Annotated in this window: 31 protein-coding genes and 1 tRNA gene; 14 read left to right on the plus strand and 18 right to left on the minus strand. The window is 69.2% G+C overall.

Features of this window, described 5'->3' with window-relative positions; genetic code table 11:
- Positions 1 to 2: 2 nt before the first annotated feature.
- Together F4559_RS32445 and F4559_RS32450 are read left to right on the plus strand one after the other, a co-directional pair.
- A complete protein-coding gene (locus F4559_RS32445; protein ID WP_312865928.1) occupies positions 3 to 1,250 on the plus strand; it encodes an arginine deiminase in 1,248 nt (415 codons plus the stop codon).
- A 100-nt stretch (positions 1,251 to 1,350) separates the two neighbouring features.
- The gene (locus F4559_RS32450) at positions 1,351 to 1,911 is read left to right on the plus strand and encodes a ferritin (RefSeq protein WP_184674884.1); all 561 of its coding nucleotides are present in this window, start codon (positions 1,351 to 1,353) and stop codon (positions 1,909 to 1,911) included.
- A 101-nt stretch (positions 1,912 to 2,012) separates the two neighbouring features.
- Here the strand turns inward: F4559_RS32450 and F4559_RS32455 are convergent, their stop codons facing one another.
- The 3 genes from F4559_RS32455 to F4559_RS32465 form a co-directional block, all read right to left on the minus strand.
- Complete coding sequence (locus F4559_RS32455; RefSeq protein WP_184676480.1) at positions 2,013 to 2,339, minus strand: DUF952 domain-containing protein; 327 nt, start codon at positions 2,337 to 2,339, stop codon at positions 2,013 to 2,015.
- Positions 2,340 to 2,407: 68 nt separating this feature from the next.
- Positions 2,408 to 3,352, minus strand: coding sequence for a DUF5926 family protein (locus tag F4559_RS32460; protein WP_184674885.1), 945 nt, complete (start codon positions 3,350 to 3,352; stop codon positions 2,408 to 2,410).
- Between the two features lie 24 nt (positions 3,353 to 3,376).
- On the minus strand, positions 3,377 to 4,075 hold the full coding sequence (locus F4559_RS32465; RefSeq protein WP_184674886.1) for a glycerophosphodiester phosphodiesterase family protein: 699 nt from the start codon (positions 4,073 to 4,075) through the stop codon (positions 3,377 to 3,379).
- Positions 4,076 to 4,200: 125 nt separating this feature from the next.
- On the opposite strand from F4559_RS32465, the gene F4559_RS32470 reads away from it, so the two are divergent.
- Complete coding sequence (locus F4559_RS32470; RefSeq protein WP_184674887.1) at positions 4,201 to 5,439, plus strand: cytochrome P450; 1,239 nt, start codon at positions 4,201 to 4,203, stop codon at positions 5,437 to 5,439.
- Here the strand turns inward: F4559_RS32470 and F4559_RS32475 are convergent.
- From F4559_RS32475 to F4559_RS32485, 3 genes are read right to left on the minus strand one after another with little or no spacing between them, the layout of a single operon-like run.
- On the minus strand, positions 5,420 to 6,403 hold the full coding sequence (locus F4559_RS32475; protein WP_184674888.1) for a glycerophosphodiester phosphodiesterase: 984 nt from the start codon (positions 6,401 to 6,403) through the stop codon (positions 5,420 to 5,422). The genes F4559_RS32470 and F4559_RS32475 overlap by 20 nt on opposite strands.
- A gap of 24 nt (positions 6,404 to 6,427) precedes the next feature.
- Positions 6,428 to 6,622, minus strand: a complete 195-nt coding sequence (locus tag F4559_RS32480) for a DUF397 domain-containing protein (RefSeq protein ID WP_184674889.1) — start codon at positions 6,620 to 6,622, stop codon at positions 6,428 to 6,430.
- An 11-nt stretch (positions 6,623 to 6,633) separates the two neighbouring features.
- Positions 6,634 to 7,440, minus strand: coding sequence for a helix-turn-helix domain-containing protein (locus F4559_RS32485; RefSeq protein ID WP_312865929.1), 807 nt, complete (start codon positions 7,438 to 7,440; stop codon positions 6,634 to 6,636).
- Positions 7,441 to 7,525: 85 nt separating this feature from the next.
- On the opposite strand from F4559_RS32485, the gene F4559_RS32490 reads away from it, so the two are divergent.
- Genes F4559_RS32490 through F4559_RS32500 form a run of 3 tightly spaced genes read left to right on the plus strand, consistent with a single transcriptional unit; the run spans position 7,526 to position 9,991 of the window.
- Positions 7,526 to 7,801, plus strand: a complete 276-nt coding sequence (locus F4559_RS32490; protein ID WP_184674891.1) for a hypothetical protein — start codon at positions 7,526 to 7,528, stop codon at positions 7,799 to 7,801.
- A 58-nt stretch (positions 7,802 to 7,859) separates the two neighbouring features.
- Complete coding sequence (locus F4559_RS32495; protein WP_184674892.1) at positions 7,860 to 8,693, plus strand: serine/threonine-protein kinase; 834 nt, start codon at positions 7,860 to 7,862, stop codon at positions 8,691 to 8,693.
- 17 nt (positions 8,694 to 8,710) lie between these two features.
- The gene (locus tag F4559_RS32500) at positions 8,711 to 9,991 is read left to right on the plus strand and encodes a hypothetical protein (protein WP_184674893.1); all 1,281 of its coding nucleotides are present in this window, start codon (positions 8,711 to 8,713) and stop codon (positions 9,989 to 9,991) included.
- 22 nt (positions 9,992 to 10,013) lie between these two features.
- On the opposite strand, the gene F4559_RS32505 is transcribed toward F4559_RS32500, so the two are convergent.
- The 8 genes from F4559_RS32505 to F4559_RS32540 all read right to left on the minus strand — a co-directional run bounded on the left by F4559_RS32505 (position 10,014) and on the right by F4559_RS32540 (position 17,581).
- On the minus strand, positions 10,014 to 10,913 hold the full coding sequence (locus F4559_RS32505; RefSeq protein WP_184676482.1) for a DUF4328 domain-containing protein: 900 nt from the start codon (positions 10,911 to 10,913) through the stop codon (positions 10,014 to 10,016).
- Positions 10,914 to 10,917: 4 nt separating this feature from the next.
- On the minus strand, positions 10,918 to 11,256 hold the full coding sequence (locus tag F4559_RS32510; protein WP_184674894.1) for a rhodanese-like domain-containing protein: 339 nt from the start codon (positions 11,254 to 11,256) through the stop codon (positions 10,918 to 10,920).
- Between the two features lie 120 nt (positions 11,257 to 11,376).
- Positions 11,377 to 12,963, minus strand: a complete 1,587-nt coding sequence (locus tag F4559_RS32515; RefSeq protein WP_184674895.1) for a monocarboxylic acid transporter — start codon at positions 12,961 to 12,963, stop codon at positions 11,377 to 11,379.
- The gene (locus tag F4559_RS32520; protein WP_184674896.1) at positions 12,960 to 13,310 is read right to left on the minus strand and encodes a DUF485 domain-containing protein; all 351 of its coding nucleotides are present in this window, start codon (positions 13,308 to 13,310) and stop codon (positions 12,960 to 12,962) included. The genes F4559_RS32515 and F4559_RS32520 overlap by 4 nt, the downstream gene beginning before the upstream one ends.
- 281 nt (positions 13,311 to 13,591) lie before the next feature.
- Complete coding sequence (locus tag F4559_RS32525; protein ID WP_184674897.1) at positions 13,592 to 15,379, minus strand: sodium/solute symporter; 1,788 nt, start codon at positions 15,377 to 15,379, stop codon at positions 13,592 to 13,594.
- A complete protein-coding gene (locus F4559_RS32530; protein ID WP_184674898.1) occupies positions 15,376 to 15,807 on the minus strand; it encodes a hypothetical protein in 432 nt (143 codons plus the stop codon). Before F4559_RS32530 ends, F4559_RS32525 begins: the two co-directional genes overlap by 4 nt.
- Complete coding sequence (locus F4559_RS32535) at positions 15,804 to 16,661, minus strand: LytR/AlgR family response regulator transcription factor (RefSeq protein WP_184674899.1); 858 nt, start codon at positions 16,659 to 16,661, stop codon at positions 15,804 to 15,806. The genes F4559_RS32530 and F4559_RS32535 overlap by 4 nt, the downstream gene beginning before the upstream one ends.
- Positions 16,662 to 16,714: 53 nt before the next feature.
- The gene (locus F4559_RS32540) at positions 16,715 to 17,581 is read right to left on the minus strand and encodes a S49 family peptidase (protein ID WP_184674900.1); all 867 of its coding nucleotides are present in this window, start codon (positions 17,579 to 17,581) and stop codon (positions 16,715 to 16,717) included.
- Positions 17,582 to 17,617: 36 nt separating this feature from the next.
- Between F4559_RS32540 and F4559_RS32545 the strand changes: the two genes are divergently transcribed.
- Positions 17,618 to 17,785, plus strand: coding sequence for a hypothetical protein (locus F4559_RS32545; RefSeq protein ID WP_184674901.1), 168 nt, complete (start codon positions 17,618 to 17,620; stop codon positions 17,783 to 17,785).
- A 20-nt stretch (positions 17,786 to 17,805) separates the two neighbouring features.
- Here F4559_RS32545 and F4559_RS32550 read toward each other — a convergent pair whose 3' ends face one another.
- The 4 genes from F4559_RS32550 to F4559_RS32565 all read right to left on the minus strand — a co-directional run bounded on the left by F4559_RS32550 (position 17,806) and on the right by F4559_RS32565 (position 21,885).
- Positions 17,806 to 19,065: a sensor histidine kinase gene (locus F4559_RS32550; protein ID WP_184674902.1), complete on the minus strand. Its 1,260-nt coding sequence runs from the start codon at positions 19,063 to 19,065 to the stop codon at positions 17,806 to 17,808.
- Positions 19,066 to 19,110: 45 nt separating this feature from the next.
- Positions 19,111 to 19,974: an Fpg/Nei family DNA glycosylase gene (locus tag F4559_RS32555; protein WP_184674903.1), complete on the minus strand. Its 864-nt coding sequence runs from the start codon at positions 19,972 to 19,974 to the stop codon at positions 19,111 to 19,113.
- Positions 19,975 to 20,001: 27 nt separating this feature from the next.
- On the minus strand, positions 20,002 to 20,436 hold the full coding sequence (locus tag F4559_RS32560) for a DUF983 domain-containing protein (protein ID WP_184674904.1): 435 nt from the start codon (positions 20,434 to 20,436) through the stop codon (positions 20,002 to 20,004).
- A 75-nt stretch (positions 20,437 to 20,511) separates the two neighbouring features.
- Entirely contained in the window at positions 20,512 to 21,885 is a 1,374-nt protein-coding gene (locus F4559_RS32565) for an RNA polymerase sigma factor (RefSeq protein ID WP_184674905.1), read from the minus strand.
- Between the two features lie 236 nt (positions 21,886 to 22,121).
- Here F4559_RS32565 and F4559_RS32570 point away from each other — a divergent pair, with 236 nt between their 5' ends.
- The 7 genes from F4559_RS32570 to F4559_RS32600 all read left to right on the plus strand — a co-directional run bounded on the left by F4559_RS32570 (position 22,122) and on the right by F4559_RS32600 (position 26,139).
- Positions 22,122 to 22,508: a DUF7674 family protein gene (locus F4559_RS32570; RefSeq protein ID WP_184674906.1), complete on the plus strand. Its 387-nt coding sequence runs from the start codon at positions 22,122 to 22,124 to the stop codon at positions 22,506 to 22,508.
- 27 nt (positions 22,509 to 22,535) lie between these two features.
- Positions 22,536 to 22,608, plus strand: a tRNA-Gly gene (locus F4559_RS32575).
- Positions 22,609 to 22,734: 126 nt separating this feature from the next.
- A complete protein-coding gene (locus tag F4559_RS32580) occupies positions 22,735 to 23,160 on the plus strand; it encodes an OsmC family protein (protein ID WP_184674907.1) in 426 nt (141 codons plus the stop codon).
- A 128-nt stretch (positions 23,161 to 23,288) separates the two neighbouring features.
- Entirely contained in the window at positions 23,289 to 23,486 is a 198-nt protein-coding gene (locus F4559_RS32585; protein WP_184674908.1) for a hypothetical protein, read from the plus strand.
- 76 nt (positions 23,487 to 23,562) lie between these two features.
- A complete protein-coding gene (locus tag F4559_RS32590) occupies positions 23,563 to 24,447 on the plus strand; it encodes an Eco29kI family restriction endonuclease (protein ID WP_184674909.1) in 885 nt (294 codons plus the stop codon).
- A 55-nt stretch (positions 24,448 to 24,502) separates the two neighbouring features.
- The gene (locus F4559_RS32595) at positions 24,503 to 25,789 is read left to right on the plus strand and encodes a DNA cytosine methyltransferase (RefSeq protein ID WP_312865930.1); all 1,287 of its coding nucleotides are present in this window, start codon (positions 24,503 to 24,505) and stop codon (positions 25,787 to 25,789) included.
- Positions 25,786 to 26,139 (plus strand): hypothetical protein, encoded by a 354-nt coding sequence (locus tag F4559_RS32600; protein WP_184674910.1) that lies wholly within the window; start codon positions 25,786 to 25,788, stop codon positions 26,137 to 26,139. The genes F4559_RS32595 and F4559_RS32600 overlap by 4 nt, the downstream gene beginning before the upstream one ends.
- The last annotated feature ends 1 nt before the right edge of the window (position 26,140 follow it).

Here is a 26,140-nt window from a genome sequence, read left to right on the forward strand (position 1 = left end):
GCGTGACCGCGCACATCGCACCCACCGAGACCGCCGACGCCGTCCCGCACCCGGCACCCCGGGTGGACAGCGAGGTCGGCCCCCTGCGCACGGTGCTGCTGCACCGCCCCGGCGCCGAGCTGAAGCGGCTGACCCCGCGCAACAACGACCAACTGCTGTTCGACGGCGTCCCCTGGGTCGACCGCGCGCAGGAGGAGCACGATGCCTTCGCCGAGGTGTTGCGCGTGCGCGGCGTCGAGGTGCTCCTGCTGTCCGACGTCCTGGTCGCCGCGCTGCACGACGACCGTGCGCGGATCGCGGGCCTGCACAGCGCGGTCGACGAGCGCCGACTGGGTATCGACCTGGCCGACGCGTTGCGCTCGCACCTCGCCTCCCTGCCGCCGGACCAGCTCGCGACCGTGCTCACCACGGGCATGACGTTCGAGGAACTGCCCGCCGCCGAGGGCGCGTCCCTGGTCCGCAAGATGCACCACCCCAACGACTTCGCCGTGAACCCGCTGCCGAACCTGCTGTTCACGCGCGACTCGTCGGTCTGGGTCGGCGACCGGGTCGCGATCACGTCGCTGGCGCTGCCCGCGCGTGACCGCGAGACCGCACTGACCGACCTGATCTACGCCTACCACCCGAGGTTCCGCCGCACGCGACGTGCGTACGGGGCGCACTCGGCGCCGTTGGAGGGCGGGGACGTGCTGCTGCTCGCGCCCGGCGTGCTGGCCATCGGCGTCGGCGAGCGGACCACGCCGGCCGGTGCCGAGTCGTTCGCCCGATCCGCGCTCGCGGACGGTCTCGCGCACACGGTCCTGGCCGTGCCCATCACCCAGGAGCGGGCCACGATGCACCTCGACACGGTGTGCACGATGGTCGACCGCGACGCCGTGGTGATGTACCCGGCGGTGCGCGACAGCCTGGAGGCGTACGCGGTCCGCGCGGACGGTTCGGGCGGTGTGACGGTCGCCGACCGCAAGCCGTTCCTGGAGGCGGCGGCCGACGCGATGGGCATCGAGCGGCTGCGCGTGATCGACACCGGCCTGGACCCGGTGACCGCCGAACGCGAGCAGTGGGACGACGGCAACAACACGCTCGCGGTCGGTCCCGGTCTGGTCGTGGCCTACGAACGCAACGTGGAGACGAACGCGCGCCTGGAGGACGCGGGCGTCGAGGTGCTGCGCATCAGCGGCTCGGAACTCGGGTCCGGCCGGGGCGGGCCGCGCTGCATGTCCTGCCCGATCGAACGCGCACCCCTGGCGTGACGAAAGGTTTGCCTAACCTTTCGGACAACCAAGGCTGACCTATTCTTAGATTAATCTTCCCTGCGATGCGGAATTAGACCCGGGACGTTATCGTAAAGCCATGGCCAACACTGTCGAGAAGCATTCCGAGAGCGACCACACCAAGTTCCACCACCTGCTCCGCGAACAGGTCGGCCACGAGTTCGCGGCGGCGCAGCAGTACCTGGCCATCGCGGTCTGGTACGACGGCGCCGACCTGCCCCGCCTGGCCGCGCACTTCTACCGCCAGGCGTTGGAGGAGCGCAACCACGCGCTCATGATCGTCCAGTACCTGATGGACAAGGACGTCCGCGTGTCCATTCCGGGTGTGTCGGAGGTGCGCAACGATTTCACGGACGCACGGGAGCCCGTCGAACTCGCGCTGCACCAGGAAGAGACCGTGACGGAACAGATCGTCACGCTCGCCAAGACCGCGCGCGACGAAGGCGACTACATCGGCGAGCAGTTCCTCCAGTGGTTCCTGAAGGAACAGGTGGAGGAGGTGGCGTCCATGCGCACGCTGCTGGCCGTCGTCGACCGCGCCGACGGGAACCTGTTCCACGTGGAGGCGTACCTGACGCGCGAGAGCGTCGGCGAGGCCGCCGACCCGAGCGCACCCCGTGCAGCGGGTGGCGCGCTTTAAGGCGCTTCAAGCAGAACGCGCGCCCGGCCCCTTCGAAGGGGCCGGGCTCGCGTGTGTTCCCAGACCCGCGATCCCAGGACGGGCAGTCACAACACGGGCAGTCACAGCACGGGCAGCGGCCGGAACCGCCCGTCCGCGTCGGGCGGGAACTCCAGCACCGCCACCACCGCGTCGGCCGGCACGGGTCCGTACACGTGCGGGAACCACGGCCCGTCCTCGTCGCCGTCGCCCGGTTCCCACAGCACGGGCAGGCCACCGGGGTCGATCACCAGCAGCACGAGGTCCGTCCGGCCCGGGAACATCCGGTTCGCGGGCAGGTGGACCGTGCCCGGGTCCGAGCAGTGCAGGAAGCCGTCCGGGTCGATCGGCACGGCGCCCGCGTCCCGTGCCGAGGCCCACTCGGCACGGGAGCTGATCCGCAGGATCACGTTGTCCACAGCCTTCGAGTTGTCCACAGGAACCTGTGGACAAAGGTGGGGATACCTGTGGACAAGTCTCAGCGCAGCGTGATCTGCCGACCGCGCAGACCGTCGCGCGCACGACGTTCCGCCTCGGTCAGCGGCTCGTCGTCCAGGCTGGTCAACGCCGTCCGCAAACGCTTGCCCAACTCGTCCGCCGGTCCGGACCACTCGCTGGAGTGCAGCTCGCGGTCCAGGTCCCACACGGGCACGAGCAGACCGTGGGCGCGGAACGAGCCCGCGTACCGCGAGCCCTCGCCCAGGTCGTGCTCACCGCGCACGGCCAGCCGCGCCAACGCGGCCAGCAGCTTCTCCTCGGGCTCGGGACGCACCCAGCGCAGGTGCGCCTTGTCGCCCGCGTCCACCCAGTAGGCCGCCGACACGCCCGGCGCTTCGAGGCGTTCGGTCGGCAGGATCGCCGCGTTCGCCCGTTCAAGCGAAAGCTGGACCTCGTTGGACGGCTCGGCGTCCGGCGGCATCCACCAGCCGAAGTCACGGTGCAGCTCCGGGGCCAGACCCGCCGCGGGGTCGAGCAGGTCCTGGAGGCGACCGGGGTCGGAGCCGTCGTCGACGCCCACGACCGGCAGTGCCTCGCCGGTCTCGGCGCGCTGGGCCCACTGCACCGCGCGGGCCAGGTCGCGGCTCACGTCGCCGGACCGGGTCTGCACCTGGAGACCGACGAACGCCGTGCCGTCGCCGCGCACCAGCGCCGCGGCGGCCATGGGCAGCACGGTCGCCAGCAGGATCTCGCGCTTGCCGTCGAGCAGCGGCAGCTTCACCGTCGCCGAGGGCACGAACTCGCGCAGCGCGATCAGCTCGCCCTCGGCCGCCAGCCCTTCGAACGGACGGGACACGATCACATCGGCCGCACCGCCGGCACCGCCGTGGCACGCCTTGTAGCGCTTGCCGGAACCGCACGGGCACGGCTGGCGCGGGTTGACGCCGTCCGCGCTCTTGGTCTTCACGGCCGCACGCTTCGCCACCGCAGCCTCCTTACGGATGGGGTGTTAGGGCCGGCTCAAGTTATCCGCAAGCATGCCGCGGGTGCCGGCCGGGTTGTTGGTCGCCAGGAATCGCACGCCGCGCTCCACGCACATCGCCACGTCGGGCGCGGAGTCGGCGGTCCAGCAGTACGCGCCGCGCCCGCGTTCGGGGTACCGGTGCAGCAGGTGCACGCCCGGCCCGGCGAAGTCGGCGAACGTCGGCAGCCGCTCGGGCCAGCGGTGGCCGAACAGCAGCACGGTCGGCACGTCCGGGCGCAGGGTCTTGAACCGGCGGACGGCCGTGACCGAGAACGACATCATCACGGCCTGGACCCGGTACCGGCGCAGCACGGCGGCGAGCCGCTGTTCGACGCGGTCGCCGTAGCGCACGGGGTGCTTGGTCTCCACGAAGACCTGTTTGCCGTGGTCGGCGGCGAGGCCGAGCAGCGTGTCGAGTTCGAGGACGTCGGCGGACTCGCCGTGCCAGCTCCCGAAGTCGTGCGTGTTGAGCTGGTCGAACGTCAGCGAGCTGACCGCACCCCGGCCGTCGCTGGTGCGGTCGATCGTGCGGTCGTGGACGCAGACGAGGTGGTCGTCGCGGGTCAGGCGGACGTCGCACTCCAGGCCGTCGGCGCCGTCCGCGATCGCGCGTTCGTAGGCGGCGAGCGTGTGCTCGGCGAACGCGGTGGACGCCCCGCGGTGGGCGACTACTTCAGGCCACACGACTTGGAATGCTCCCCGTGGGGTGAGGGATGGTCAACTTCGCCCGGTCCTGGTCACCGGCCCTGATCGCCGGTCACGGCCGCTGGTCACGATCGGCGGAATGTTGCGGGAACAACAACCATCGAATGGACGTGAACTGTACGCAAGTTCTACGGTCCGTGAGCGTGACCCCGTTCGACCAGCACGACCCGGCGTTCGTCGCCGATCCCTACCCGACCTTCGCCGTGCTGCGGTCGAAGGGCGAGGTGCACTGGCACGAGGACATGGGCATCGCGGTCGCGGTGTCGCACCGGGCGTGCACGGCGGTGTTGCGGCACCGGTCGTTGGGCCGGATCTGGACGGACGTGAAACCGGTCGAGCGGTTCACGGCGTTCAACCTGCTGCACCGGAACTCCTTGCTGGAGAACGAGCCGCCGACCCACACGCGGCTGCGGCGGTTGGTGGCCGCGGCGTTCGGACGTGGGCACGTCGAGCGCCTGCGGCCGTGGATCGCGTCCCTCGCGGACAGTCTGGTCGACGATCTCGTGGCCGGGATCGTCGAACGAGGTGAAGCGGACCTGCTGTCGCACGTGGCCGGGCCCCTTCCGGTCGAGGTGATCGCGGAACTCCTGGGTGTACCCGCGGACGATCGGCCCATGCTCCAGCCGTGGTCGAACGCCATCGTGAAGATGTACGAGTACGGCCTGCCCCCGGATCTGCGGGACGCGGCCGAGCAGGCGGCCAGGGAGTTCGTCGCCTATCTGCGTGAACTGATCGCGCACCGGCGCACGCACCCCGGCGAGGACCTGGTGTCGGACCTGGTGGCCGTGACGGACACCGACGGCGCCCGGCTCACCGAGGACGAACTGGTCGCCACGGCGGTGCTGCTGCTGATGGCCGGGCACGAGGCGACCGTCAACGTGATCGGCAACGGAGTGACGGCGCTGCTGCGTCACCCCGCGCAGTGGCGACGGCTGGCCGCGGACCCCTCGTTGGTGACGGCCGCCGTGGAGGAGTGCATCCGGTACGACTCGCCGTTGCAGTTGTTCGAGCGGACGGCCACCGAACGAGTGGAGATCGCGGGTCACGTGGTCGAGCCCGGGGGCAAGATCGCGGCGCTGCTCGGCGCGGCGGCCCGCGATCCGGAGGTGTTCGACGAGCCGGACACGTTCGACCTGACCAGGACACCGAACCCGCACCTGGGGTTCGGGATGGGCATCCACTACTGCCTCGGTGCGCCGTTGGCCCGGATCGAGGTCGAGGCGGCGTTGTCGGCGTTGGCGCGCAAGCTGCCGAGCGCGGCGTTGGCGACCGAGCCGAGGCGACGCGCGGAGTTCGTCATCCGGGGGTTCGCGTCGGTACCGCTCACCGGTGGTGACGCTTAGGCAGCGCGAACCCCTGTTCGCGCAAGACATCCCGCAACCTGTCCGGGTAATCGGTGATCAGCCCGTCGATGCCGAGGTCGATCAGCCGGTGCATGACGGCGGGGTCGTCGACCGTCCAGGGGACGACCTTGAGCTTGAGCGCGTGGGCGTCGTCGACCAGTGCCCGGGTGGTCATCGTGTGGACCGGGGACACGGTCGTGACGCCCAAGGTCTTCGCGGCCCTGGCCGGACTGCCGCCGAAGTCGTCGGGGTTCAGACCGCCGGTCCACGGGGAGCCGGGGACGAAGAACTCGGGCTGCGTGAGGGCGACGAGCGCGAAGCGCGGGTCGGTCTGCCGCCAGAGGCGCAGGGTCGTCCAGTCGAAGGACTGGATGGTGACGTTGCGCAGGAAGCCGGACTTGAGGACCTCCCGACGGGTGATCTCCACGAACTGCTCGCGGGGCGCGGTCTCGTGCGGGGCGGCGGCTTCGACCTTGGTCTCGATGTTGAAGCGGATGTCGTGGGCGCGGTAGGCGCGGGCCAGGGCGAAGACCTCGGCGAGGGTGGGCATGCGGGCGCCCGGCGAGAGCTGTTGATCAGGGTATTGGGACCACCGCGTCGAACCGCAGTCCAACGTCCTGACCTGCGCAAATGTCAGGTCTTTGACATATTTGCCCCCGTAGGGGAACGCCGGGTCGCCGGGGAAGGCCGGGGCGGTGTCGAGGCACTTCGCGGGGTTGGTCTTGCGGTCGTGGGTGACCACTTCGCGGCCGTCGCGGGTGATCTGCACGTCGAGTTCGAGCGTGGTGACGCCGACTTCGAGGGCTTTGGCGAACGCGGCCAGGGTGCTTTCGACGGTCAGCCCGATGCCGCCGCGATGCGCCTGAAGATCGAATCTGAGTCGGGGATGCGCCGACGCAACGCCCGCGGCTGGTGCACAGAGTGCGAGGAGCGCGAGGACGAGGACCGCCACGAGTGCCCGCATGAGGACACCGTGGCAGTCCTGCGCTCAGCTTCCCAACCGCTCCAGGAAGAACGCCCACTGAACAGCGGGGAACGCCAGCGGGGTGCCCTGCGGGTTCTTGGAGTCCCGCACCGCCACCACCGGGCCGACAGGGGCAACTTCGACGCAGTTGGCGTTGGTTCCCCCCGTGCTACGGCTGCTCTTCCGCCACTCGGCACCGCTCAGATCAACAGAAGGCACGTCCTCACCTCTCACTCGAACTCCTCGATCCGCACCGCCTGCGCGGCAAGGTGCTCGAATGTCAGCCTAGCTTCATCCAGTTGCGGCCCCTCCTCAATATGGATCGCCCCGAACCGGTGCTCTATGTAGAGAACCGGCAGCTCCTCCGCCTCCGAAAACTCAAGCAGGGTGAAGCTCCCCATCATGCCGAAGTGGGCGCCTTGCCCGTCCGCCAGAACTTTGATCTCCACATTGGGCAGCCTGGCAGCCTCATGCAGGTGAGCCAATTGCTCACGCATGACCGACTCCCCACCGACCATTTTTCGCAGCGCACTCTCATCGAGCAGGGCGACGAGGCGAAGCGGATCGTCGGCGTCGTACAATCTCCGCTGCCTGATCTTGCGCACCCGGACATCATTCTCTATCAGCGACCTCGACTGCCCCACGCTATGCGCCTCGAAGACTGCCCTCATGTAATCTTCGGTCTGAAGAAGCCCAGGTATCAGCAGCAATGACATGTCGTGGACCGCACACGCCTCGGTTTCGACATCGATGTAGCCCTGATCCCCGATCCCGTACATCGTCCACCAGCCGTTTTCACGCGCTCTACGCACCTGCTCGATGAGTTCTGGGTCGTAGACGTCATAAAGATCCATCATCGACTTGACCAGATGGACGCTGACCCGTGTCTCCCCCTTCTCAGTCCGATGCAGCGAGCTGCGCGACATGTCCAAAGCTTTGGCGGCGGCGTCCAGGGTGAGGCGGGAGTCGTTGCGCATACGCGCCAACTTCTTCCCCAGCCTGCGCCGGCGGAACGGCGGACGGTTTACCACCGGCACATGATCTCATCGGGAACAACGCAAGTGGGATTCCCACTCTTGATCCTGCACAGGCCCGGTTGTCCCACCGTCATAGTGGTCCGCCATGGATGCGAGCTTGTTCAGTCTGGTCTCCGAGGACGCCCCCTCACTCGTCTTCGCCTGGGGCATGGAGATCATCGACGAGGACGGAACCAAGGCCATCATCTACCGCCCCGCCACCCGGACGGAACGGTCGCTGATCGGCAAGCACGATTCGGCCGAAGCCGCCCTGCGCCGGTGGCGCAGGCACTTTCCGCTCAAGCTCGTCTGGGACTACGAGGACGTCGACCTCCCGGACGAAGCCGACGAATCCGAAGAATCCTCGGAAACCGCGTTGTAACGATCATCGGCAGGCCCTCGATCCCCAGACAGCTCAGGCGTCGAGGGGAGTCGATACCGTGCCGATCGGATATCCCGACACCGTTTTCCGCTACGAACCCCTGTCCGACCGACCGGTCGGCCGGGGCGGCTGCGGGAACATCTGGAAAGCGCGCGACATCCTCCTGGACCGCACGGTCGCGCTGAAGACGGTCAACGAACAACTGCTCTGGCACGACGACGAGCGGGCGCGGCGCACGTTCCTCAAGGAGGCGACGGCGGGCGCCCGCCTCGCCCAATCGTCCCGACACGTCGTCCCCGTCACCGACCTGGGCATCGCGGACGGCATTCCCTACTTCGTCATGCCGTGGATCGACAACGGCACGGACCCGCCCGACCTGGGCGGACAGATCGGCCGGATGTCCGTCGGCCGCGCGCGGGCCGTGCTCGCCCAGATCACCGAAGCCGTCGCGGTCGCACATCGGAACGGCATCGTGCACAGCGACATCGCGCCGTGGAACATCGTCCACACCAAAGCGGAGAACCTGTACCAGCTCACCGACTTCGGCCTGCTCAAGATCGTCGAGAACCAACTCCTCTCCGTCGGGTCCGGCAGCCTCCTGCGCGGCGGCAGACAGGACTTCCAGCCGCCCGAGGTGCGCGCGGACATCGCCGCAGTGGACTACTCGTCGGACGTCTACGCCCTGGCCGTCACGTTCCGCGTCCTCATCGAGGGCGACTCCTGCCTGCGCACCAAGGGCGGCAGCCCGTTCCCGACGCCCGGCGTCATCCGGGTACGCCACGAACAACGCGACGCCCCCGACCGCGTGCGCCAACTGCTCGTCCGCTTCGTCGACGAACACGAACGGACCGACACAGTCGACGACTTCACCGAGCTGCTCAGGAGAATCTGACCAGGAAGGACGCCGCGATGACCACCCGCGCGATCTGCCACATCCCGTCCGGCGAAATGCTCCGACTCCAACCGGTAAGCCACTGGCTCGGCCGCTTCTCGGAGTTCGCCCGACGCAGCGCGACCGAGATCGTCCTCCCCGCGGTCGGGTTCCAGGGCCCGCTGTTCCAGTCCGAGGTGCACAGCGTCCCGGCCGCCTACCGGGGCACGAACCACCTGACGAAGTGGGTGCGTGACTCCCGGGAGTCCCTCGGCGAGGGCGGCGTCGTGTGGGCCAACGTCATCATCGACGGCGAGTTCCTCAGGAACGAACTGATCTGGCAACGCAACCAGTACGGAGCCCCGCTGGCCCAGGTGTGCATCCAGCACCCCGTCGCACAGGCCACCTTCCGCAAGATGATCTCCGAGGTCATCGCCCTGGGTGTGGACGGAATCGTCGTCGACGTGACCGACGCGTACCCCAACTCGGGATCAGCCGACTACTCGGGCATCAGCGCGCATTGTTTCTGCGACTACTGCATGGATGCCCTGGCCCTCAAGGGATTCCACGAGCCCAAGCGCGCGTTCATCGGAGACGACTCGTTCATCCGCCTCGGCCTGCGCCTGGACGACGACGGTGCCGCGCACATCGACCCCCCGCAGAGTTGGATCGACGAGAGGGATACCGACTCGCTGATCGCGTATGCGCTCGCGCGCCGGTTCGTCACGGGAGAACCTGCCGCTCACCAGGCGGATGCCTTACGGATGTACTCGTACCTCGCCGCTCGTGTGGCGGTGACCGCGGAGGCAGTGCGCTCACTGCTCCTGCCATGCCGCGAGGAGAACATCCGTACTGCCGTGGTCATGGGGACCGCCGCGTGCGACTGGAGCCAGATGGTCACGCTCCCAGCCATGGACACGGCCAAGGCAGCCGACGAGTACTGGCTTCCGGATGCGCCGGACCGTGATCACTCACCCGGTGAGTGGCGGGCCGTGCAGTTCCTGGCCGGCCGGTCGACGTACTACTTCAACCTGTTCTTCCAGCGGGTGGAGGACGTACAGGATCGGATGTCCACTCTCGGGGTCGACACGTTCATCCGGCGGTTGGAAGCGGCCTCCAAACGACTCCAGGCGAACCGACTGTCGTCGGGGGCGGCGTTCACCGCGTCGCTGCTGAACCAGTTCGAGGGCTTCGTCGGCATCCCGCTGGGCCGGCAGGACCGCCTCGAACTGGTCGGACGCCTGACCCGCGAGATGACCGACGTGGCCCCGCATCATGAAGCGCTCACCAGGTTCCGGAACACCGAACCGCCTCATTAGCCCGCGCCTGGCCGGGCGGCGGTCAGCGGGGTGAGCCTGAGGCGCGGATGGTGCGCAGGTCGGGTGTGGGGGCGTTCTTCACTTCGATCACGCGCATCCGTCTCAGCGATGCGGCGTCGATGGGGAGCAGGAGGCCGGTGATCCGGCGGACCAGCACGCCCGTCGTGATCGCCACCGCCGCTGCCAGCAGGTCCGACACCGCGTGGAGCAGCACGCCGTCGGCCAACGCCTGGGTGCCGGACCTGAACGACCACGCGACCGTGACCACAAGGAACAACGCCGAGAACACCCACAGGCCCCACCACCAGCGGATCAGGCGTGATGGTCGCGGGCGGGAGGTGGCCGGTTGTCGCAGGGCGGCGTGTTCCAGCTCGGCCGCCACCGAGCCCGGGATGATCAGGTTCAGACCCGGGACGAGCAGGCCCAGCAGGACCGCGCGGCCCGACCTCGACGGGCCGTAGCCCGCCGCCGCGGCGGCGGCCTCGCGGGCGCGGCGCAGCCAGACCAGGGTGAACAGGAGGGCGATCGCACCCGTCACGGTGGTCACCACCGACGCCGAGTAGACCATCGCGTCCGACACGCCGACCGTGTTCGCCGACAACGCGCCGTGCCGGCTGAGCAGCAACAACACGTACCGCCAGATCTCCGCGCCGGCCGCCCACAGCGCCGTCACGCCGACCAGGCCGAGCACGTGCGACGCCGTCCGGCCCAGGGAACGGACGCGGTCGACCGTCGCGCGCGGCTTGCTCTCGGTCAGCGCGACCGACGTCGGCCAGCGCCACGCCAGCAGCGGGAACCCCCACCGCGGCGGCACCGGGTACGACGGCGGACCGGCGTAGGGCACGCGCGGCGCGGGGAACCGCCGGGGCGGGTACGCCCCGGGCGGTGGCGTCGCCACCCAGTCCACGCGCAGCGGCGGCATCACGTCAGATGACCTCGGGTTCCGCTCCGGCGACCTCGCCGACCAGCGGCCGGCCGGACGACGCCCACACCTGCATGCCGCCCTCGACGTTGACGGCCTCCCAGCCGTTGGCGTTGAGGTACTGCGTGACCCTGGCCGACCGGCCGCCCATCCGGCACACGACGTACAGCTCGCTGTCGGCGGGCAGGTCGTCCAGGCGGCCGGCGAGTTCGCTCATCGGGATGTGCAGGGCGCCCGGTGCGTGGCCGGCGGTCCACTCGTCGGCCTCGCGGACGTCGAGCAGCACCTTGCCGGCCGGCAGGTCCACGGGGACTTCCGACACCTCAACGCTGGGAACGGTCACGTGGCAATGCTGCCATGCGGGGGTGTTTCTTCGGCATCAAGGCGTCCAGGCTGTGGACAACTCGGGGGGCTGTGGACAAGTCGGGGGAGCCCTGTGGACAAAGCTCCCCCGACCAGGTGATCAGTGGTGGACGGCCTTCTCCGCACCGGTGCCGGTGAGGGCCCGGACCTCCATCTCCGCGTACTTGTCCGCGTTCCGCTCCTTCGACAGCACCGTGCCCAGGTAGCCCAGCACGAACGCCACCGGGATGGACACGATGCCCGGGTTGGACAGCGGGAACAGGTCGAAGTCCGCCGACGGGAACATCGCCTTCGGCTGACCCGACACCGCCGGCGACAGGACGATCAGCACGATCGCCACGGTCAGGCCGCCGTAGATGCTCCACAGCGCGCCGCTGGTGTTGAACCGCTTCCAGAACAGCGAGTACAGAATCGTCGGCAGGTTCGCCGACGCCGCCACCGCGAACGCCAACGCGACCAGGAACGCCACGTTCTGCCCGTTCGCCGCGATGCCGCCGAGGATCGACACGATGCCGATCACCACGGCCGTGATCCGGGCGACCTTGACCTCGGCGGCCCGGCCCTCGGCCGCGCCCTTCTTGATGATGTTCACGTAGATGTCGTGCGCGAACGACGCCGACGCGGTGATCGTCAGACCCGCGACGACCGCCAGGATCGTGGCGAACGCGACGGCCGCGATCAGGCCCAGCAGCAGCGGCCCGCCGAGCGCCTCGGCCAACAGGGGGGCGGCCGAGTTCACTCCACCGGGTGCACCGGTGATCTTGGCAGGACCCACGAGCGCCGCGGCGCCGTAGCCCAGGACCAGCGTGAACAGGTAGAAGATACCGATCAGCCAGATCGCCCACACGACCGAACGGCGGGCTTCCTTCGCGGTCGGCACCGTGTAGAAGCGCATCAGGATGTGCGGCAGGCCGGCCGTGCCGAGCACGAGTGCCAGCCCCAGCGACAGGAAGTCGAGCTTGGTCGTCGCGGTGGCGCCGTACTGGAGCCCCGGCCCGAGCAGCTTCTCCCCCGCCTTGGGCGCGTTCTCCACGGCGGCACCCAGCAGACCGGACAGGTTGAAGCCGAACTTGCCCAGCACCCAGAGCGTCATGATCCCCGCGCCGACGATCAGCAGCGCGGCCTTGATGATCTGCACCCAGGTGGTGCCCTTCATGCCGCCGATCAGCACGTACGCGATCATCAACGCGCCGACGACGGCGATCACCACGGCCTGGCCGGCCTTGTCCGTCACGCCGAGCAGCAGCGCGACCAGGCCTCCCGCGCCCGCCATCTGCGCCAGCAGGTAGAAGAAGGACACGACCATGGTCGACGTCGCCGCCGCCGCACGGACCGGCCGCTGCCGCATCCGGAAGCTCAGGACGTCGCCCATCGTGTACTTGCCGGTGTTTCTCAGCAGCTCCGCGACCAGCAGCAACGCCACCAGCCACGCGACCAGGAAGCCGATCGAGTACAGGAAGCCGTCGTAGCCGTTGACCGCGATCGCGCCCGCGATGCCCAGGAACGACGCGGCGGACAGGTAGTCGCCCGCGATCGCGATGCCGTTCTGCGGACCGGTGAACGCGTGCCCGGCGGCCAGGTAGTCGGCGGCCGTCTTGTTGTTGCGGCTGGCCCGGATCACCACGACCAGCGTGGCGACCACGAAGATCGCGAAGATGCCGATGTTGAGCAGGGCTTTGTCGTTCACGCCTCGCCCCCTTCGAGCTTGGCGCGGATGGCCTCGGCGCGCGGGTCGAGGTTCTTGTTGGCGTGCCGGACGTACAGGGTGGTGATGGCGAACGTCGACACGAACTGGAGCAGGCCGAGGACCAGGCCGACGTTGATGTTGCCCACGAGCTTGGTCGACATGAACCCGTGCGCGTAGTCGGCGAGCAGGACGTACAGCAGGTACCAGGCCAGGAAGAGTCCGGCCATGGGGAACACGAAGGCGCGCAGCCTCTTGCGCAGTTCGACGAAGTCGGCGCTGTTCTGCACCTCGACCCAGTCGTGGCCGGCGTCGGCCGAGTTAGTGGGGCTGTGCTCGGTGGTGCTCACTGTCCCCTCCTGTCCGTGCGGGGGCTACCAGGGGAGATTCCCGGGGCGGTCGGATACCGGGTGCACGGTAGGGAGACGTGCGTCACGCGCGCCGGCCTCCGGACGAGGACTTGCGCTCAACAGTCGGGTGATGCGGCTGAGCGGTAGGAATGCCGAGACGAACAGCCACTCGGGTGCCGAAACCGGCCTCTAGCCGGATAGGTGCATCTTTTTCACCCAATCGAGATCTTTCCGCCGTGAATGGGATCACACAGCGTCTCAGCTGGGACGATGGCCGCAGATTACGGGTTCAGGTCCCGGTGGCGGCCGTCCAACCGGGCCTTTTCCCGGGGTGTGCCGAACCGCTGCACATCGCGGTCCCGCATGAATCCCAACGGATCCGGCGCGTGGAACCGCAGCAGGATCTGGTTCACGTCCTCCGGACGGCGGCGCGCGGTCAGCCGACTGATCCCGACCATCGCGGCGAACGCCATCGGCACGGTCACCAACGCCGGCTGCGCGAACACCGAGTGCGCCCACCCGCCGGTGTACGAGCTGATCACGTTCACCACCTGCGCGCCGATCACCAGCCCGCCGCCGACGACCATGCCCGCGATCGCACCCACCCACGTCAGGCCACGCCACCAGATTCCCAGCAGCAGCAACGGGCAGAACGTCGACGCGGCCAACGCGAACGACATCGCCACCGTCAACGACGCGTCGCTGGGCGGCAGCACGAACGCCAACCCGATCGCGGACGCACCGGTCAGCACGGTCGCCCACCGGAAGTCCCGCACCTTGCCCGGCAGGATGTCCGTCGACACCACGCCCGCCACGCTCACCACCAGGCCCGACGACGTGGACAGGAACGCGGCGAACGCGCCCGCCGCCACCACCGCGCCCAGGATCTGCCCGGCCAGGTTCGGCATCATCGTGCCCGGCAGCAGCAGCACGGCCGCGTCCGTCTTGCCCGTGACCAGCAACTGCGGCAGGTACTGCCGCGCGATCACCCCCAGCACCGTGGGGAACAGGTAGAACAGGCCGATCAGGTAGAGCACGTGCAACGCGGTCCGCCGCGCCGCCTTGCCGTCCGGGTTGGTGTAGAAGCGGACCAGCACGTGCGGCAGGCCCATCGTGCCCAGGAACGTGGCGAAGATCAGCGAGTACGTCTCGAACAACCCGGGCACGCCGTTGGTCTGCGGGCGCAGCCACCGGTCGTTGTCGCCGGGAGAGCCCTCGACCACCGGTACCGGGCTGCCCTTCGTGAAGCGCAGGACCGTGCCCTTGCCGATCGAGTAGACGCCGTCGGTCCAGTACACGTCGCCGTCCGCGCGCGCGCCGTTGACCTCGCCCGTCGCCGACAGCTTGAGCGGCGTGACCACGCGGACCTTCACCGGGTCCGGCGCGGTCACCGACACGTCCTCGTGGAACAGCAGCACGCCGGGCTCGTCCACGGCCTGCGCACCGTTGCCCGGCCCGGACAGGAACACCGTGAACAGCACGAACGTCGGCGCCGCCAGGGCGAACAGCTTGCCCCAGTACTGGAACGCCTGCACCAGCGTGATCGCGCGCATGCCGCCGCCGAGCACGTTCGCCACGATGATCACGGTCACGATCGCGCCGCCCAGCCACGCGGGCAGACCCGTGATCGTGGTCAGCGTCAGGCCCGCGCTCTGCAACTGCGGCACCAGGTACAGCACGCCGATGCAGATCACGAAGAACGTGCACCAGCGCCGCAACGCCGCCGAACCCAGCCGTGCCTCGGCGAAGTCGGACAACGTGTACGCACCGGACCGCCGCAGCGGCGCGGCCACGAACATCATCAACGCCAGGTAGCCCGCGGTGAAGCCGATCGGGTACCACAGGGCGTCGATGCCGTCCTTGAGGATCAGCCCGGCCACGCCCATGAAGGACGCGGCCGACAGGTACTCGCCGGAGATCGCGGCGGCGTTGCGGGTCGCGGGGATCGCCCGCCGGGCGACCAGGAAGTCCGGTGTCGTGTTCGCACGCCGCGAACCCACGTAGCCGAGCAGGAACGTGATCGTCGCGACGACGACCACGAGCCCGACGCTCCACAGGTTCTGGGTCACCGGTCCACCGAGTTGACGAAGTCCTGTTCGTTGGTTTCCGCGAGTCTTCGGTACGCGTAGCCGACGGTGTAGCACAGCGGGAACGGCAGCAGGCCGAGCACCAGCCACGGCAACCGCACGCCGACCAGCTCCACCTCGGCCAGTTGCGGCAGCGCGTAGAACACCACCGGCAGCAGCGCGAAGAAGCCCAGCAGGCCCAGGCCCAGCGAGAACGCCGACCGGAGCTGCGTCCTGATCAGGTCGCGGATCAGCTTCTCGCCGACGCTGGTCTGCTCCTCCAGCTCGCCGATCGTGCGCAACACCCGGCCCCGGCCTTTGGGGTCGGCGAGCACGACGCGACGCCGCCTGCTCTTGGGGGCCGAGACCGACAGGTGAGCCTCGCGCTCACCCGGCAGCGGCTGGTCCGGCCGACCGGGCGGGGTCGTCATCCCCAACCGCTCTTGGGCGGGCGCACGATCCGCTCCTTGAGTTCACGCGTGTGCCGACGGCTCACCGGCAGCTCCTTGGCGTCCTCGCCGGCGCCGATCACGACCGCGTACCCGTTCGACGTCATCCGCAGCTCGGTGACCAGCGGCAACGCCACCAGGAACGACCGGTGGATGCGCACGAAGCCGGCGTTCTCCCAGCGTTCCTCCAACTGCGCCAACGGGATGCGCACCAGGTGGCTCGACCCGTCGGCGGTGTGCAGGCGGGCGTAGTCGCCCTGCGCCTCGACGTACCGGACGGACGCGCGCGGCACCAGCTTGATCGTGCCACCCAGCTCGACCGGGATCACCTCGTCGTCCTGCGCCTCCTGCGCGGGCACGGGTTCCGGCGTGCTGACAGGCTTGGTCGCGACCCGTTCGACCACGCGCGCGATCGCCTTGTTGACGCGGTCCTCGTTGATCGGCTTCGTCACGAAGTCCAGCGCGCCCACGTCGAACGCGGTCACGGCCTCGGAGTGCTCCACACCCGTGACGAACACCAGCGCCGGCGGTGCGCGGAACGCGCCGAGCACCCGGGCGAGGTCGGTACCGCTGAGCCCGGGCATGTTGATGTCCGCGAAGACCGCGTCCACCGGCGGCAGACCCGCCTTCGTCCGCTCCATCACTTCCTGCTCGTAGTCGCCGCGGAGCACGCGCAGCGCTTCGGCCGCGTCGAACGCCGTCAGGACACGACGGATGTGCGGGCTGCTCTCCAGCAGGTACTTGATCTCGCTCAGACCGGGTGCCTCGTCGTCCACCGCCAGAACGAGGAGGCCGGTGTTCTCCTGGGTAGTCACTGTGCCGCGCATCTTGCCCATGGACGAGGGGTCATGTCTACGCCGGTTGCCGTACGGCGTCCCGGCCGTGACCTCTACAGCCCGAATCGCGACCAGCGCGCCCGCTCTTCCAAGGCCGTCAACGCGGCCGGCCAGAAGTCGCCCGATCGGGTGGAAGTGCCGGACAACCCCAGCCGTGCCAACAGGGTCCGCCTGGGCTCGGCGACCGCGATCTCGGCGTCCGGGTAGCGCTTGGCGACCACGCTGCGGACCGTGCCGAGGCCGTCGACGAGCCCCAGGTCCACAGCCTGCGCGCCGGTCCAGACCTCACCGGTGAACAGCTCTTCGTCGGTGCCCTTGAGCTTGGGGCCGCGCCGCTGCCTGATCCACTCCGCGAACTGCGCGTGCAGTTGTCCCTGGAGGCCGCGCAGCCAGTCCACGTCCTCGGGCTTCTCCGGCTGGAACGGGTCGAGCCGGACCTTGTTCGTGCCCGCCGTGTACACGCGGCGTTCGACGCCGAACCGCTCCAGCAACCCGGTCAGCCCGAACCCGGACGTGACCACGCCGATCGAACCGACCATCGACGTGCCGTGCGCGTAGATCTCGTCGGCCGCGCACGCCAACCAGTAACCGCCGGACGCGGCGACGTCCTCGCAGAACGCCAACACCGGCACCTTGTGCTTGGCGGCCAACTCCCGGATGCGCTCGGCGATCAGCGCGGACTGCGTCGGCGCTCCGCCGGGCGAGTTCACCAGCAGGGCGACCGCGACCAGCCGGTCGTGCTCGAACGCGCGGGTCAGCGCGCTCTCCACGCTGTGCAGGTTGAGCGCGTTGCGGGCCACCGGTGACGGTGAGGGCGTGATGACGCCGTGCAGTCGGACGGCCGCGACCACGGGACCGCGTTCGGCCCGGTCACCGACGATTTTCGGCAGTCTGGCGGCGATCCTGTCCGTAACGCTCATGGACCCGACCATACGTGCCGGGTCTACCATCGGCCGGTGACGTTCAACCCGATCCGGTGGCTGGAGCGGTACGTCGAGTGGTGGGACGAGCGCGGGCGGCGCAACGCCGACGGCCCGTCGCCCATGCACATCTACTGGATGTGGATCCTCTGGTCGGTCTGCGCGGTCATGGTCGTGACCACGCTGGCGGTCGCCTCGTCCTGAACCGTCGGGCTCTGGAGCCGTCAGGCCGACACGACCTCCTGCTCGGTGGTGTCCTCCAGGCGCGGCGGCACCAGCGGCAGGTTCGTCTGCACGCCGGGGCTGTACTTGGGCACCTTGAGGATGATCTTCATGCCGGCGTCCTGCGCGGTCTCCACGACCAGCGCGTAGTCGTCGCCGAACGCGGACCGCATCCGCTGGTTGATGTTGCCCAACCCGACGTGCGCACCGGTCGTGTGCGCGTCCTTCAGGTCCTCGAACAACCGCTCGGGGTCCATGCCGATGCCGTCGTCCTCCACCGAGATCAACGCCTCCGAGCCGTTGTCCTCGGCGATGATCGTGAGCAGCCCGCCGCCCGGCTTCTTCGCCAGGCCGTGCCGCACGGCGTTCTCCACCAGCGGTTGCAGCGCCAGGAACGGCAGCACGACGTGCAGCACCTCGGGCGCGACCTTGAGGCGCACGTTGAGGCGCGGCCCGTACCGGGCCTGCTCGATCGTCAGGTAGCGGTGGATGTTCGTCAGCTCGTCGGACAACGTCGTGTACAGGCCGTCCGTGCGGAACGAGTACCGCGTGAACTCGGCGAACTCCTGCAACAGCTCGCGCGCGTGCGCCGGGTCCGTGCGGATCAGCGACGAGATCGTGTTCAGCGCGTTGTAGACGAAGTGCGGCGAGATCTGCGCCCGCAGCGCCCTGACCTCGGCCTGCGCCAACGCCTGCCGCGACTTCTGCAGCACCTCCAGTTCGAGCTGCGTCGACACGAACCGGGCGGTCTCCTCGGCCATCGTGATCTGCCGCTTGTTCGGCACGCCCGACACGACGATCAACGTGCCGGCGACCTCGTGCTCCACCTCCAGCGGCACGATCACCGCGCTGTGCATGGCGCACGGACCGGGCAGTTCGCAGTCGAGCTTGCGGTGCTCGACGTGCTCCTTGTGCCCGCCGCCGATCGCGGACTCGATGTAGTCCTGCAACGGTTCGTAGTGGTCGTTGGCCTCGCCGTCCCACGACAGCAGGGTGCCTTCGTGGTCGGTGATCCCCACCGCGACGCAGCGCAACATCTCGCGCAGGTGCGGCGTCGCCTTGTTCGCCGAATCCTCGGTCAGTCCCTCGCGCAGGTCCGCGGACGCCTTGGACATGCGGGCGAGCATGTCCATCACGGCGTCCTCGACCGAAGTGCTCACCCGACGGGCGCGGCACAACATCATGAACAGGCCGCACACCGCCATCGTCGCGATGACTCCGAGCACCAGGCGCCCGGTCAGAAGGTCAGGCACGGCGTCCATGCTCTGCCGCCGAGTGGGGTGTAGGCAAGGGGAGGAAGTCACGCACTACTTGAGCAATCGCGACAGCCGGCGGTCGGCCAGCGGTTTTCCGCCGGTCTGACACGTCGGGCAGTACTGGAACGCCTTGTCCGCGAACGACACCTCGCGCACCAGGTCGCCGCACACCGGGCACGGCAGGCCGGTGCGCGCGTGCACCCGCAGACCCGAGCGCTTCTCGCCCTTGAGCTTGGCCGCGCCCTGGCCGACCGATCGCGCCACCGCGTCGGTCAGCACCGACACCAACGCGTCGTGCAGCCGGTCGAGCGCCTCGCCGGGCAACCTGCCCGCCGTCGCGTACGGGGACAGCCGCGCGGTGTGCATGATCTCGTCGGAGTAGGCGTTGCCGACACCGGCCACCAGGGTCTGGTCGGTCAACGCCGTCTTGAGCCGTTCCCTGCGGCCGGACAGCAGGTCCTCCAGTTGCGTGCGGCTCACGGACAACGCGTCCGGCCCGAGCCGGGCGATGCCCGGGACCTCGGCCGGGTCGGTCACGATCCACGCGGCCAAGCCCTTCTTCGTGCCCGCCTCGGTCAGGTCGAACCCCGGCCCCTCGCCCGGCGGACCCAGGTGCACGCGCAACGCGAGCGGGCCCTTGCCCGGCTTCGGCGGCGCGACGGCGAGGTTGTCCGCCCACCGCAACCAGCCCGCGCGGGCCAGGTGCACCACGAGGTGCAGGCCGTCGCAGTCCAGGTCCAGGTGCTTGCCGTGTCTGCCGGCGCCGGTCACCGCCCGGCCGTGCAGCTCGGTCCACGACGGCGTGAACGTCTTCAACACTTGAAGGGACGACACGTCCACGCGGTGCACCACGCGTCCCACGGCGTGCTCGCGCAGGTGATGGGCGAGCGCCTCGACCTCGGGCAGTTCCGGCACCCGGACAGTGTCACCCGCGACCGGCGATCAGTCGACCGGTTGCAACGGCCCGTCCAGGTCGGGCAGCGAGTACATCTCGATCTTGCGGGCCACGGTGGCGACCTCGCTGCGCACCGTCAGGACGCCGCGCACCCGGCCGACCCAGCGCTCGGGCGGCAGCTCCTCGGTCTTCTTCGACTCCGCCGCGACCACCCACGGCCGGCGCAGCCCCCAGCGGACCGGGAAGAACAGGAACACCAGGATCAGCGCGATGACCAGCCAGGCCGGGACGACGACCTCCGCCGGCGTCCACGCCACGAAGATCACCGCCATCACGACCACGACACCGAGCATCAGCACGCCCGGCCCGTGGCCGCCGCTGACATCGTGCTCGAAGTCCCCGTTGGCCGACGGGTTGCGCCACTCGATCTGGCTGCGCACCGTCCACATCCGGCCGTCAGCACCGCGCACCAGCCGCGTCATCGCCGTCTCCCTCGAAGTGATCCGGGCGAGGACAAAGTTACCGGTTCTCCGCTGAGCCGTGCGGGTGAACCCCGATCATTCGACGGACATCGGCGGGGCGGTCGGCGTCGGGGTCTCCGGGACGGACACCTCCGGCTCGGGTTCCGGCGGCGTCCCGGTCGGCGTCCCGGTCTCCGTCGGAGCTATCGCGCTCGGCGGCGTGCTCGGCTCCTCGGACGAAGCCCCGCTGGTGACGACCGTCGTGCCCGGCGCGGCGGCGATGTCCCGACGGTCGGACGTGGTCGTGGTGGTCTGACCCGGGTCCGCCAGCACCCGGCCGTGCCGGTCGTCGCGGCGCGGAGTCGTCGCCGTCGCCGGTGCCGCGGCCACCTCCGACCGCGGCTTGCGCGCGGCCGTCGTCGTGGTCGCCACCGCCGGCCGGACCGGACCGCCGGGCCGCCCGGTCGCCGCCGGCACCGGCTCCGCGGCGGTCTCGGGCGTGCCGATCGTCGACGGGTCGGCGACCGCCACCACGTCCTCCAGGTGGCCGCCGTCCGGACCGATCTGCACCAGGCCCGGACCGGGCGCGCCCGTGTACTGGCCCGCGAGCATGCCGAACAGCCCCACCGCGACCGCCGACGCGGCACCCGCCAGCACCAGCTTCACCCGTCCGGACAGCCACGCGGCCTTGCCGAACAGCACCGGCGCCGCGAACGACGCCGCCACCACCGGGACCGCCAGGTGCGCGGCGTGCGCGCGCAACGTCGAGCAGACCTCGACCAGCTCCGCGTGCAGGGCGTTGCACTTGGCGCACGCCCGCAGGTGCGTGCGGATCTTGCGCAGCTCGGCGCCCTGCACACCGCCCGCCGTGTACGTGCCCAGCTTGGCCAGCACCGAACTGCACGACCGCGGACCGACGTCGTCGGACAGGTGCGCCTGGAGGTAGGCCGCCCGCAGGCCCTCCCGCGCGCGGCGGGCGAGCGCGGCCATCGCGTTGGGGCTCAACCCGAAGTTCGTCGCCACCGCCGCCGGCCGGGCGCCCTCCACCTCGACCTGCCACAACACCGAACGCCAGCGTTCGGGCAGCGAGGTGAACGCGCGCGAGATCAGCGTGTGCTCGGCGCGGGCGGCCGTGAGATCCGGGAACGGCTCCACCCGGCGGTCGAGTTCCTCGTCCTCCACCGGCACGTCCCGACGCCGACCGCTCCACTCCCACGCCACCCGACGGGCGACCGTGAGCAGGTAGGTGCGCACGTGGTCGGTCGGACCCGTGCCGCGGCGGATCGCCTGCAGGACGCGGAAGAACGCCTCGGCCGTCAGGTCGTCGGCTTCGACGTGGTCGCGGACGTGACGCGACGCGAATCTGCGCACGGCGTCCGCATGACGGGAGAACAACTCGCCGAACGCCGCGTCGTCACCCGACCGGACCCTGGCGAGCAGTTCACGGTCGACCTCGACTTCTCCGGCCATCCTCTCCCCGCCTTCTGGTCCGACGGTCAACATGCCACAGCTGTATCGAAGCGCTCCGAACCGATAGCGAGCCGATACCGAAGACCATTCGTAGGTCGTGGGCTTTTCGACCCAGCGACCGCGCCCGTACGGTCCAGCCGCACGGGTCGCGTTCGGTGACGACACGGTCACGGCTGGGCGTCGGCCGGCCTTCGGACCTCCGCATCGCACAGGTGTTCCCGGTAGTCTCCCGCCGCGTGGTCGATTGGCGCACAAAGGCTTCCACTCTCGTGCCCGAGCTCGGCGCGGTCGTCGAACGCGAGTCGTGGTCGTGCCACGTGTTCCTCGCCGAGCTGTGGCAGCTCGCCGCCGAGGCGCACCGTGAAGGCGACCGGGAGCTGTTGGCCAGGGCATACGAGTTCGCGCTGTGGTGCTTCCGGCAGGAGCAGTTCCTGTCCAACGCGTCGGTCGTGAGTTTCTACGAGCACGTCTTCGACGAGTGGGAGCTGCGCGACGAGGTGGCGCCGTGGCTGCCCGAGGACGTCGTGGAGAAGGTCCGCCCGCTGTGGGAGTGGCGGTGGCCCAAGGAGCGGCTGACCGAGGTCGACAAGCTCCTGGGGACCCCCGGTCGGAATGCCGTTTGAGGCGTGGTCTATAGTCGTTCATGTCAGGCGGATGTAGCGCAGTTGGTAGCGCATCACCTTGCCAAGGTGAGGGTCGCGAGTTCGAGTCTCGTCATCCGCTCTCTGCCGAAACGGCGGGTGTTCCTCTTCGGAGGGGCGCCCGCCGTTTCGCTGTGCCGGGCCCGTGCGCTCGCGACTAGGTTGGGTTCCGGAAGGTTCCCCCTCGTAGAACACGGAGTCCGCGATCATGGCCACCATCCGCAAGGCGACCACGCACTGGGAAGGCAACCTGCTCGAAGGAGAGGGGCAGGTCAGCCTGGAGTCGTCGGGCATCGGCACGTACGCCGTGAGCTGGCCGTCGCGCGCGGAGCAGGCGAACGGCAAGACCTCGCCGGAGGAACTGATCGCCGCGGCCCACTCGTCGTGCTACTCGATGGCGCTGTCGCACGGCCTGGCGCAGGCGGGCACCCCGCCGCGGACCGTCGACACGTCGGCCGAGGTGACGTTCAAGCCCGGTACCGGGATCACCGGCATCCACCTGACCGTGCGCGCGGTCGTGCCGGGGCTGGACGCGGAGGGTTTCGCCGCCGCGGCCGAGAACGCGAAGAAGAACTGCCCGGTGAGCCAGGCGCTGGCGGGCATGGAGATCACCCTGACCGCCACCCTGGACTGAGCGAGCGGCCGTCGGTGTCCCCGTCACCCTCGGGGACACCGACACTGGGCCGTTCGGGTGACGGCATAATCGATCTTGACTAAATCCCCCGTTTAGGTCACCCAGGGTGCTTTGGCAGGATCGAAGACGTGACGATCAGCCAGGTACCTGACCAGTCCAGCTACGACGCCCCGACCGTCCGCACCAAGCCCGTCACCGTCCCCACGCCCGCACCGGCCCCCGTCCAACCGCAGACGCCGCCCGCCGAGGCACCCCGCAAGCGCAAGAGCACCCTTCGCCGACTCGCCCGCCGCATCGTCGGGCCGACCATCCTGACGAAGAAGTAGCGCGTGGGAGACCCGCCGTTCCCCGCCGCACGGAAACCCGCAGACAGGATGATCAGGCTGGGCTAGGTTGCGCGAGGTGACCGGAGCACTCTTCTCCCCCATGGGCAAGCCGGACCCCGACGTCCCGGCCGCCGAGTTCAAGCTCAACATCACCAAGGCCCTCGGCGACCAACTCCAGGAGCGCCTGGCGTCCCTTCGTCGGGCTCCGCTCACCCCGCCGACCGTAGCCGCGATCGAGCCACTGGCCGGGGTCTACGAACTGTGGCACGGCGACAAACGTGTGTACGTCGGAAAGGCCACGGCCAGCAAGGGCTTGAACCAACGACTGTCCGAACACCTCCGCAAGCTGTCCGGACGGCGGTACATCGACCTCGCCGAGTTCACGTTCATGTGCCTGTACGTCGAAGAGGACCTCGACGCGGCAGCACCGGAAAAGCTGCTGATCAAGAGGTACCGGAACACCAGTGGCTGCCCATGGAACAACAACGGCTTCGGAAACAAGGACCCGGGCCGCAACCGGGACAGTTCCAGGGTCAAGGAGAACCACTTCGACGCCCGCTACCCGATCGACACCGACCGGGAGGTCACCGACCTCGGAAGCTCGTCCTGGAACGTCCTGGACACGCTTCTGGCCGCGAAGGAAAAGTTGCCGTTCCTCCTCCGGTTCCCGACCGACAAAACGGACAAGGCGGCGGCGAAACGCCTCCAGGCCGCGAACATCACCACTCTCCCGAACGGCCCGATCACGTTCCGACGACTGATGTCCCACGTGATCGACGCGTTGCCCGAGGGGTGGCAGGCCACCGCGCTGCCTGGCTACGCCATCATTTACCAGGAAGTGAAGGATTACGACAGCGCATTGACCATCTGGCGCAAGCGATCCGGCATGGTCGTCGAAGAGGAGATCAAGACCGTGTACGCGCCCGCAGCCGCCATCAAGGACAGCGGCGAAGACGACTGACCCGCCGGCCGGCGAGTCGCACGTGCGTTCGAGGACACCGCGGTATAGTCCACGCGTGGTCGACCCAGCGCAGCATTTTCTCCCGCTCTCCGGCCCGGAGGAGATCGGTACCAGCATCGAACTCTTCACCGGGGGTGGCGGACTGGCCCTGGCCATGCACCGGGCCGGCTTCCGCCACCTCGCGGCCGTGGAGATCGACAAACGGGCGTGCGCCACCCTGCGGGAAAACAGGGCCGTGGAATATGACCCGGCTCATGAACAGGCTGCCGGAATCCATTCCGAATGGCCATTGATCGAGGGTGACATCAAACAGGTCTCCTTCGATCACTGGCGCGACAAAGTCGATATCGTAGCCGGTGGAGTACCCTGTCAGCCCTGGTCGCTCGGGGGCGCGCACAAGGGTTACGACGATCCGCGCAACCTGTGGCCGGAACTGTTCCGCGTCGTCCGGGAGACTCGACCGCTCGCGGTGGTCGCGGAGAACGTCAAGGGGCTTTTGCGGCCATCGTTCAAGCCCTACTACGAGTACATCATCAACGAACTCAAGGCGCCGTTCGAGGAACGTCTCTCCGGCGATTCGGGCGTCGATTCACGGGAAGACTGGGAGCACCACAACAAGCGGCTCGTCAAAGCGCTCACAGAGGACACGATTCCGGCGGACCAGCGGTACGACGTCAAGTACAAACTGGTCAACGCGGCGGACTACGGCGTACCCCAGATCCGCTGGCGGGTCTTCGTGGTCGCGTTCCGCAGGGACCTCGGCCTGGCCGATTGGGAATTCCCGGAACCCACGCACTCCGAAGCCGCCCTGCTCCGGGCCAAAGCGGACGGCAGTTACTGGGACGAGCACAAGGTCGCCAAGGACAAGCGCGAGAAGCCCGATGTCGACCTGGACCCCGGCGACGACCGGACCAAGCGCTGGCGCACCCTGCGCGACGCCATCCAGGGCGACGGCACCGCCGCACTCCCACGACTGAAGCCGCCCAAGGGCTTCAAGGTCGAGAACGAGCCCCACATCCACCACGTCGGCTGGCCCGGAGCCCGCGAGTACCCCGGCCACACGGCGAACGAACTCGACCGGCCTGCCAAGACCATCAAGGCGGGCGTGCATGGTGTTCCCGGTGGCGAGTCCGTGATGCGCACGACGGACGGGTCGATCCGGTACATGACCGTTCGTGAGGCGGCCCGGGTCATGACGTTCCCCGACGACTGGCGACTCGCGGGTCCGCGCGGCGAGCAGATGCGGCAGCTCGGCAACGCCGTGCCCGTCCTCCTGGGCGAGGCCATCGCGCGATCCGTCGCCGAGGCACTGCGTCCCCATCTGGGACGAAAGCCGGAATGAGTCCGCACCCCCGGTGGAAACAGGGACCACTGGCGGACGAGGCGTGGCGACCGCCGACCGGCTTGTCCCGCGTCGAGCGGATGGCCGAGCAGAACTCGGCCGCGGGTGGCGCGGCGGCTCGGCTGAAGGTCCTGGCCGACGGGCGGACCGCGCACGCGTCGGTCGCGTTGCGCCGACAGCCGAACGGCAGACGCGTCTACGCCTACCTGCGCTGGTCGGTCGACGGTCGGACACGAGAGCGGTACGTGTGCGAAGTCGACCGGTCGACCCGCGCGGACAACCTGACGGTGGCGTGGCTCGCCGCCCACGATGCCGGACTGCTGCGCCGCGCCACTCAAGACGGAGGCTGAC

This window comes from Saccharothrix violaceirubra (genome assembly GCF_014203755.1).
GTDB classification, from domain to species: domain Bacteria; phylum Actinomycetota; class Actinomycetes; order Mycobacteriales; family Pseudonocardiaceae; genus Actinosynnema; species Actinosynnema violaceirubrum.

Bases quoted from the DNA above. Each gene is read 5' to 3' on its own strand.
- F4559_RS32450 (WP_184674884.1), top strand. From the start codon at position 1,351: ATGGCCAACACTGTCGAGAAGCATTCCGAGAGCGACCACACCAAGTTC.
- F4559_RS32470 (WP_184674887.1), top strand. From the start codon at position 4,201: ATGGACGTGAACTGTACGCAAGTTCTACGGTCCGTGAGCGTGACCCCG.
- F4559_RS32475 (WP_184674888.1), bottom strand. From the start codon at position 6,403: ATGCGGGCACTCGTGGCGGTCCTCGTCCTCGCGCTCCTCGCACTCTGT.
- F4559_RS32490 (WP_184674891.1), top strand. From the start codon at position 7,526: ATGGATGCGAGCTTGTTCAGTCTGGTCTCCGAGGACGCCCCCTCACTC.
- F4559_RS32500 (WP_184674893.1), top strand. From the start codon at position 8,711: ATGACCACCCGCGCGATCTGCCACATCCCGTCCGGCGAAATGCTCCGA.
- F4559_RS32505 (WP_184676482.1), bottom strand. From the start codon at position 10,913: ATGCCGCCGCTGCGCGTGGACTGGGTGGCGACGCCACCGCCCGGGGCG.
- F4559_RS32530 (WP_184674898.1), bottom strand. From the start codon at position 15,807: ATGACGACCCCGCCCGGTCGGCCGGACCAGCCGCTGCCGGGTGAGCGC.
- F4559_RS32535 (WP_184674899.1), bottom strand. From the start codon at position 16,661: ATGGGCAAGATGCGCGGCACAGTGACTACCCAGGAGAACACCGGCCTC.
- F4559_RS32540 (WP_184674900.1), bottom strand. From the start codon at position 17,581: ATGAGCGTTACGGACAGGATCGCCGCCAGACTGCCGAAAATCGTCGGT.
- F4559_RS32550 (WP_184674902.1), bottom strand. From the start codon at position 19,065: ATGGACGCCGTGCCTGACCTTCTGACCGGGCGCCTGGTGCTCGGAGTC.
- F4559_RS32560 (WP_184674904.1), bottom strand. From the start codon at position 20,436: ATGACGCGGCTGGTGCGCGGTGCTGACGGCCGGATGTGGACGGTGCGC.
- F4559_RS32565 (WP_184674905.1), bottom strand. From the start codon at position 21,885: ATGGCCGGAGAAGTCGAGGTCGACCGTGAACTGCTCGCCAGGGTCCGG.
- F4559_RS32580 (WP_184674907.1), top strand. From the start codon at position 22,735: ATGGCCACCATCCGCAAGGCGACCACGCACTGGGAAGGCAACCTGCTC.
- F4559_RS32600 (WP_184674910.1), top strand. From the start codon at position 25,786: ATGAGTCCGCACCCCCGGTGGAAACAGGGACCACTGGCGGACGAGGCG.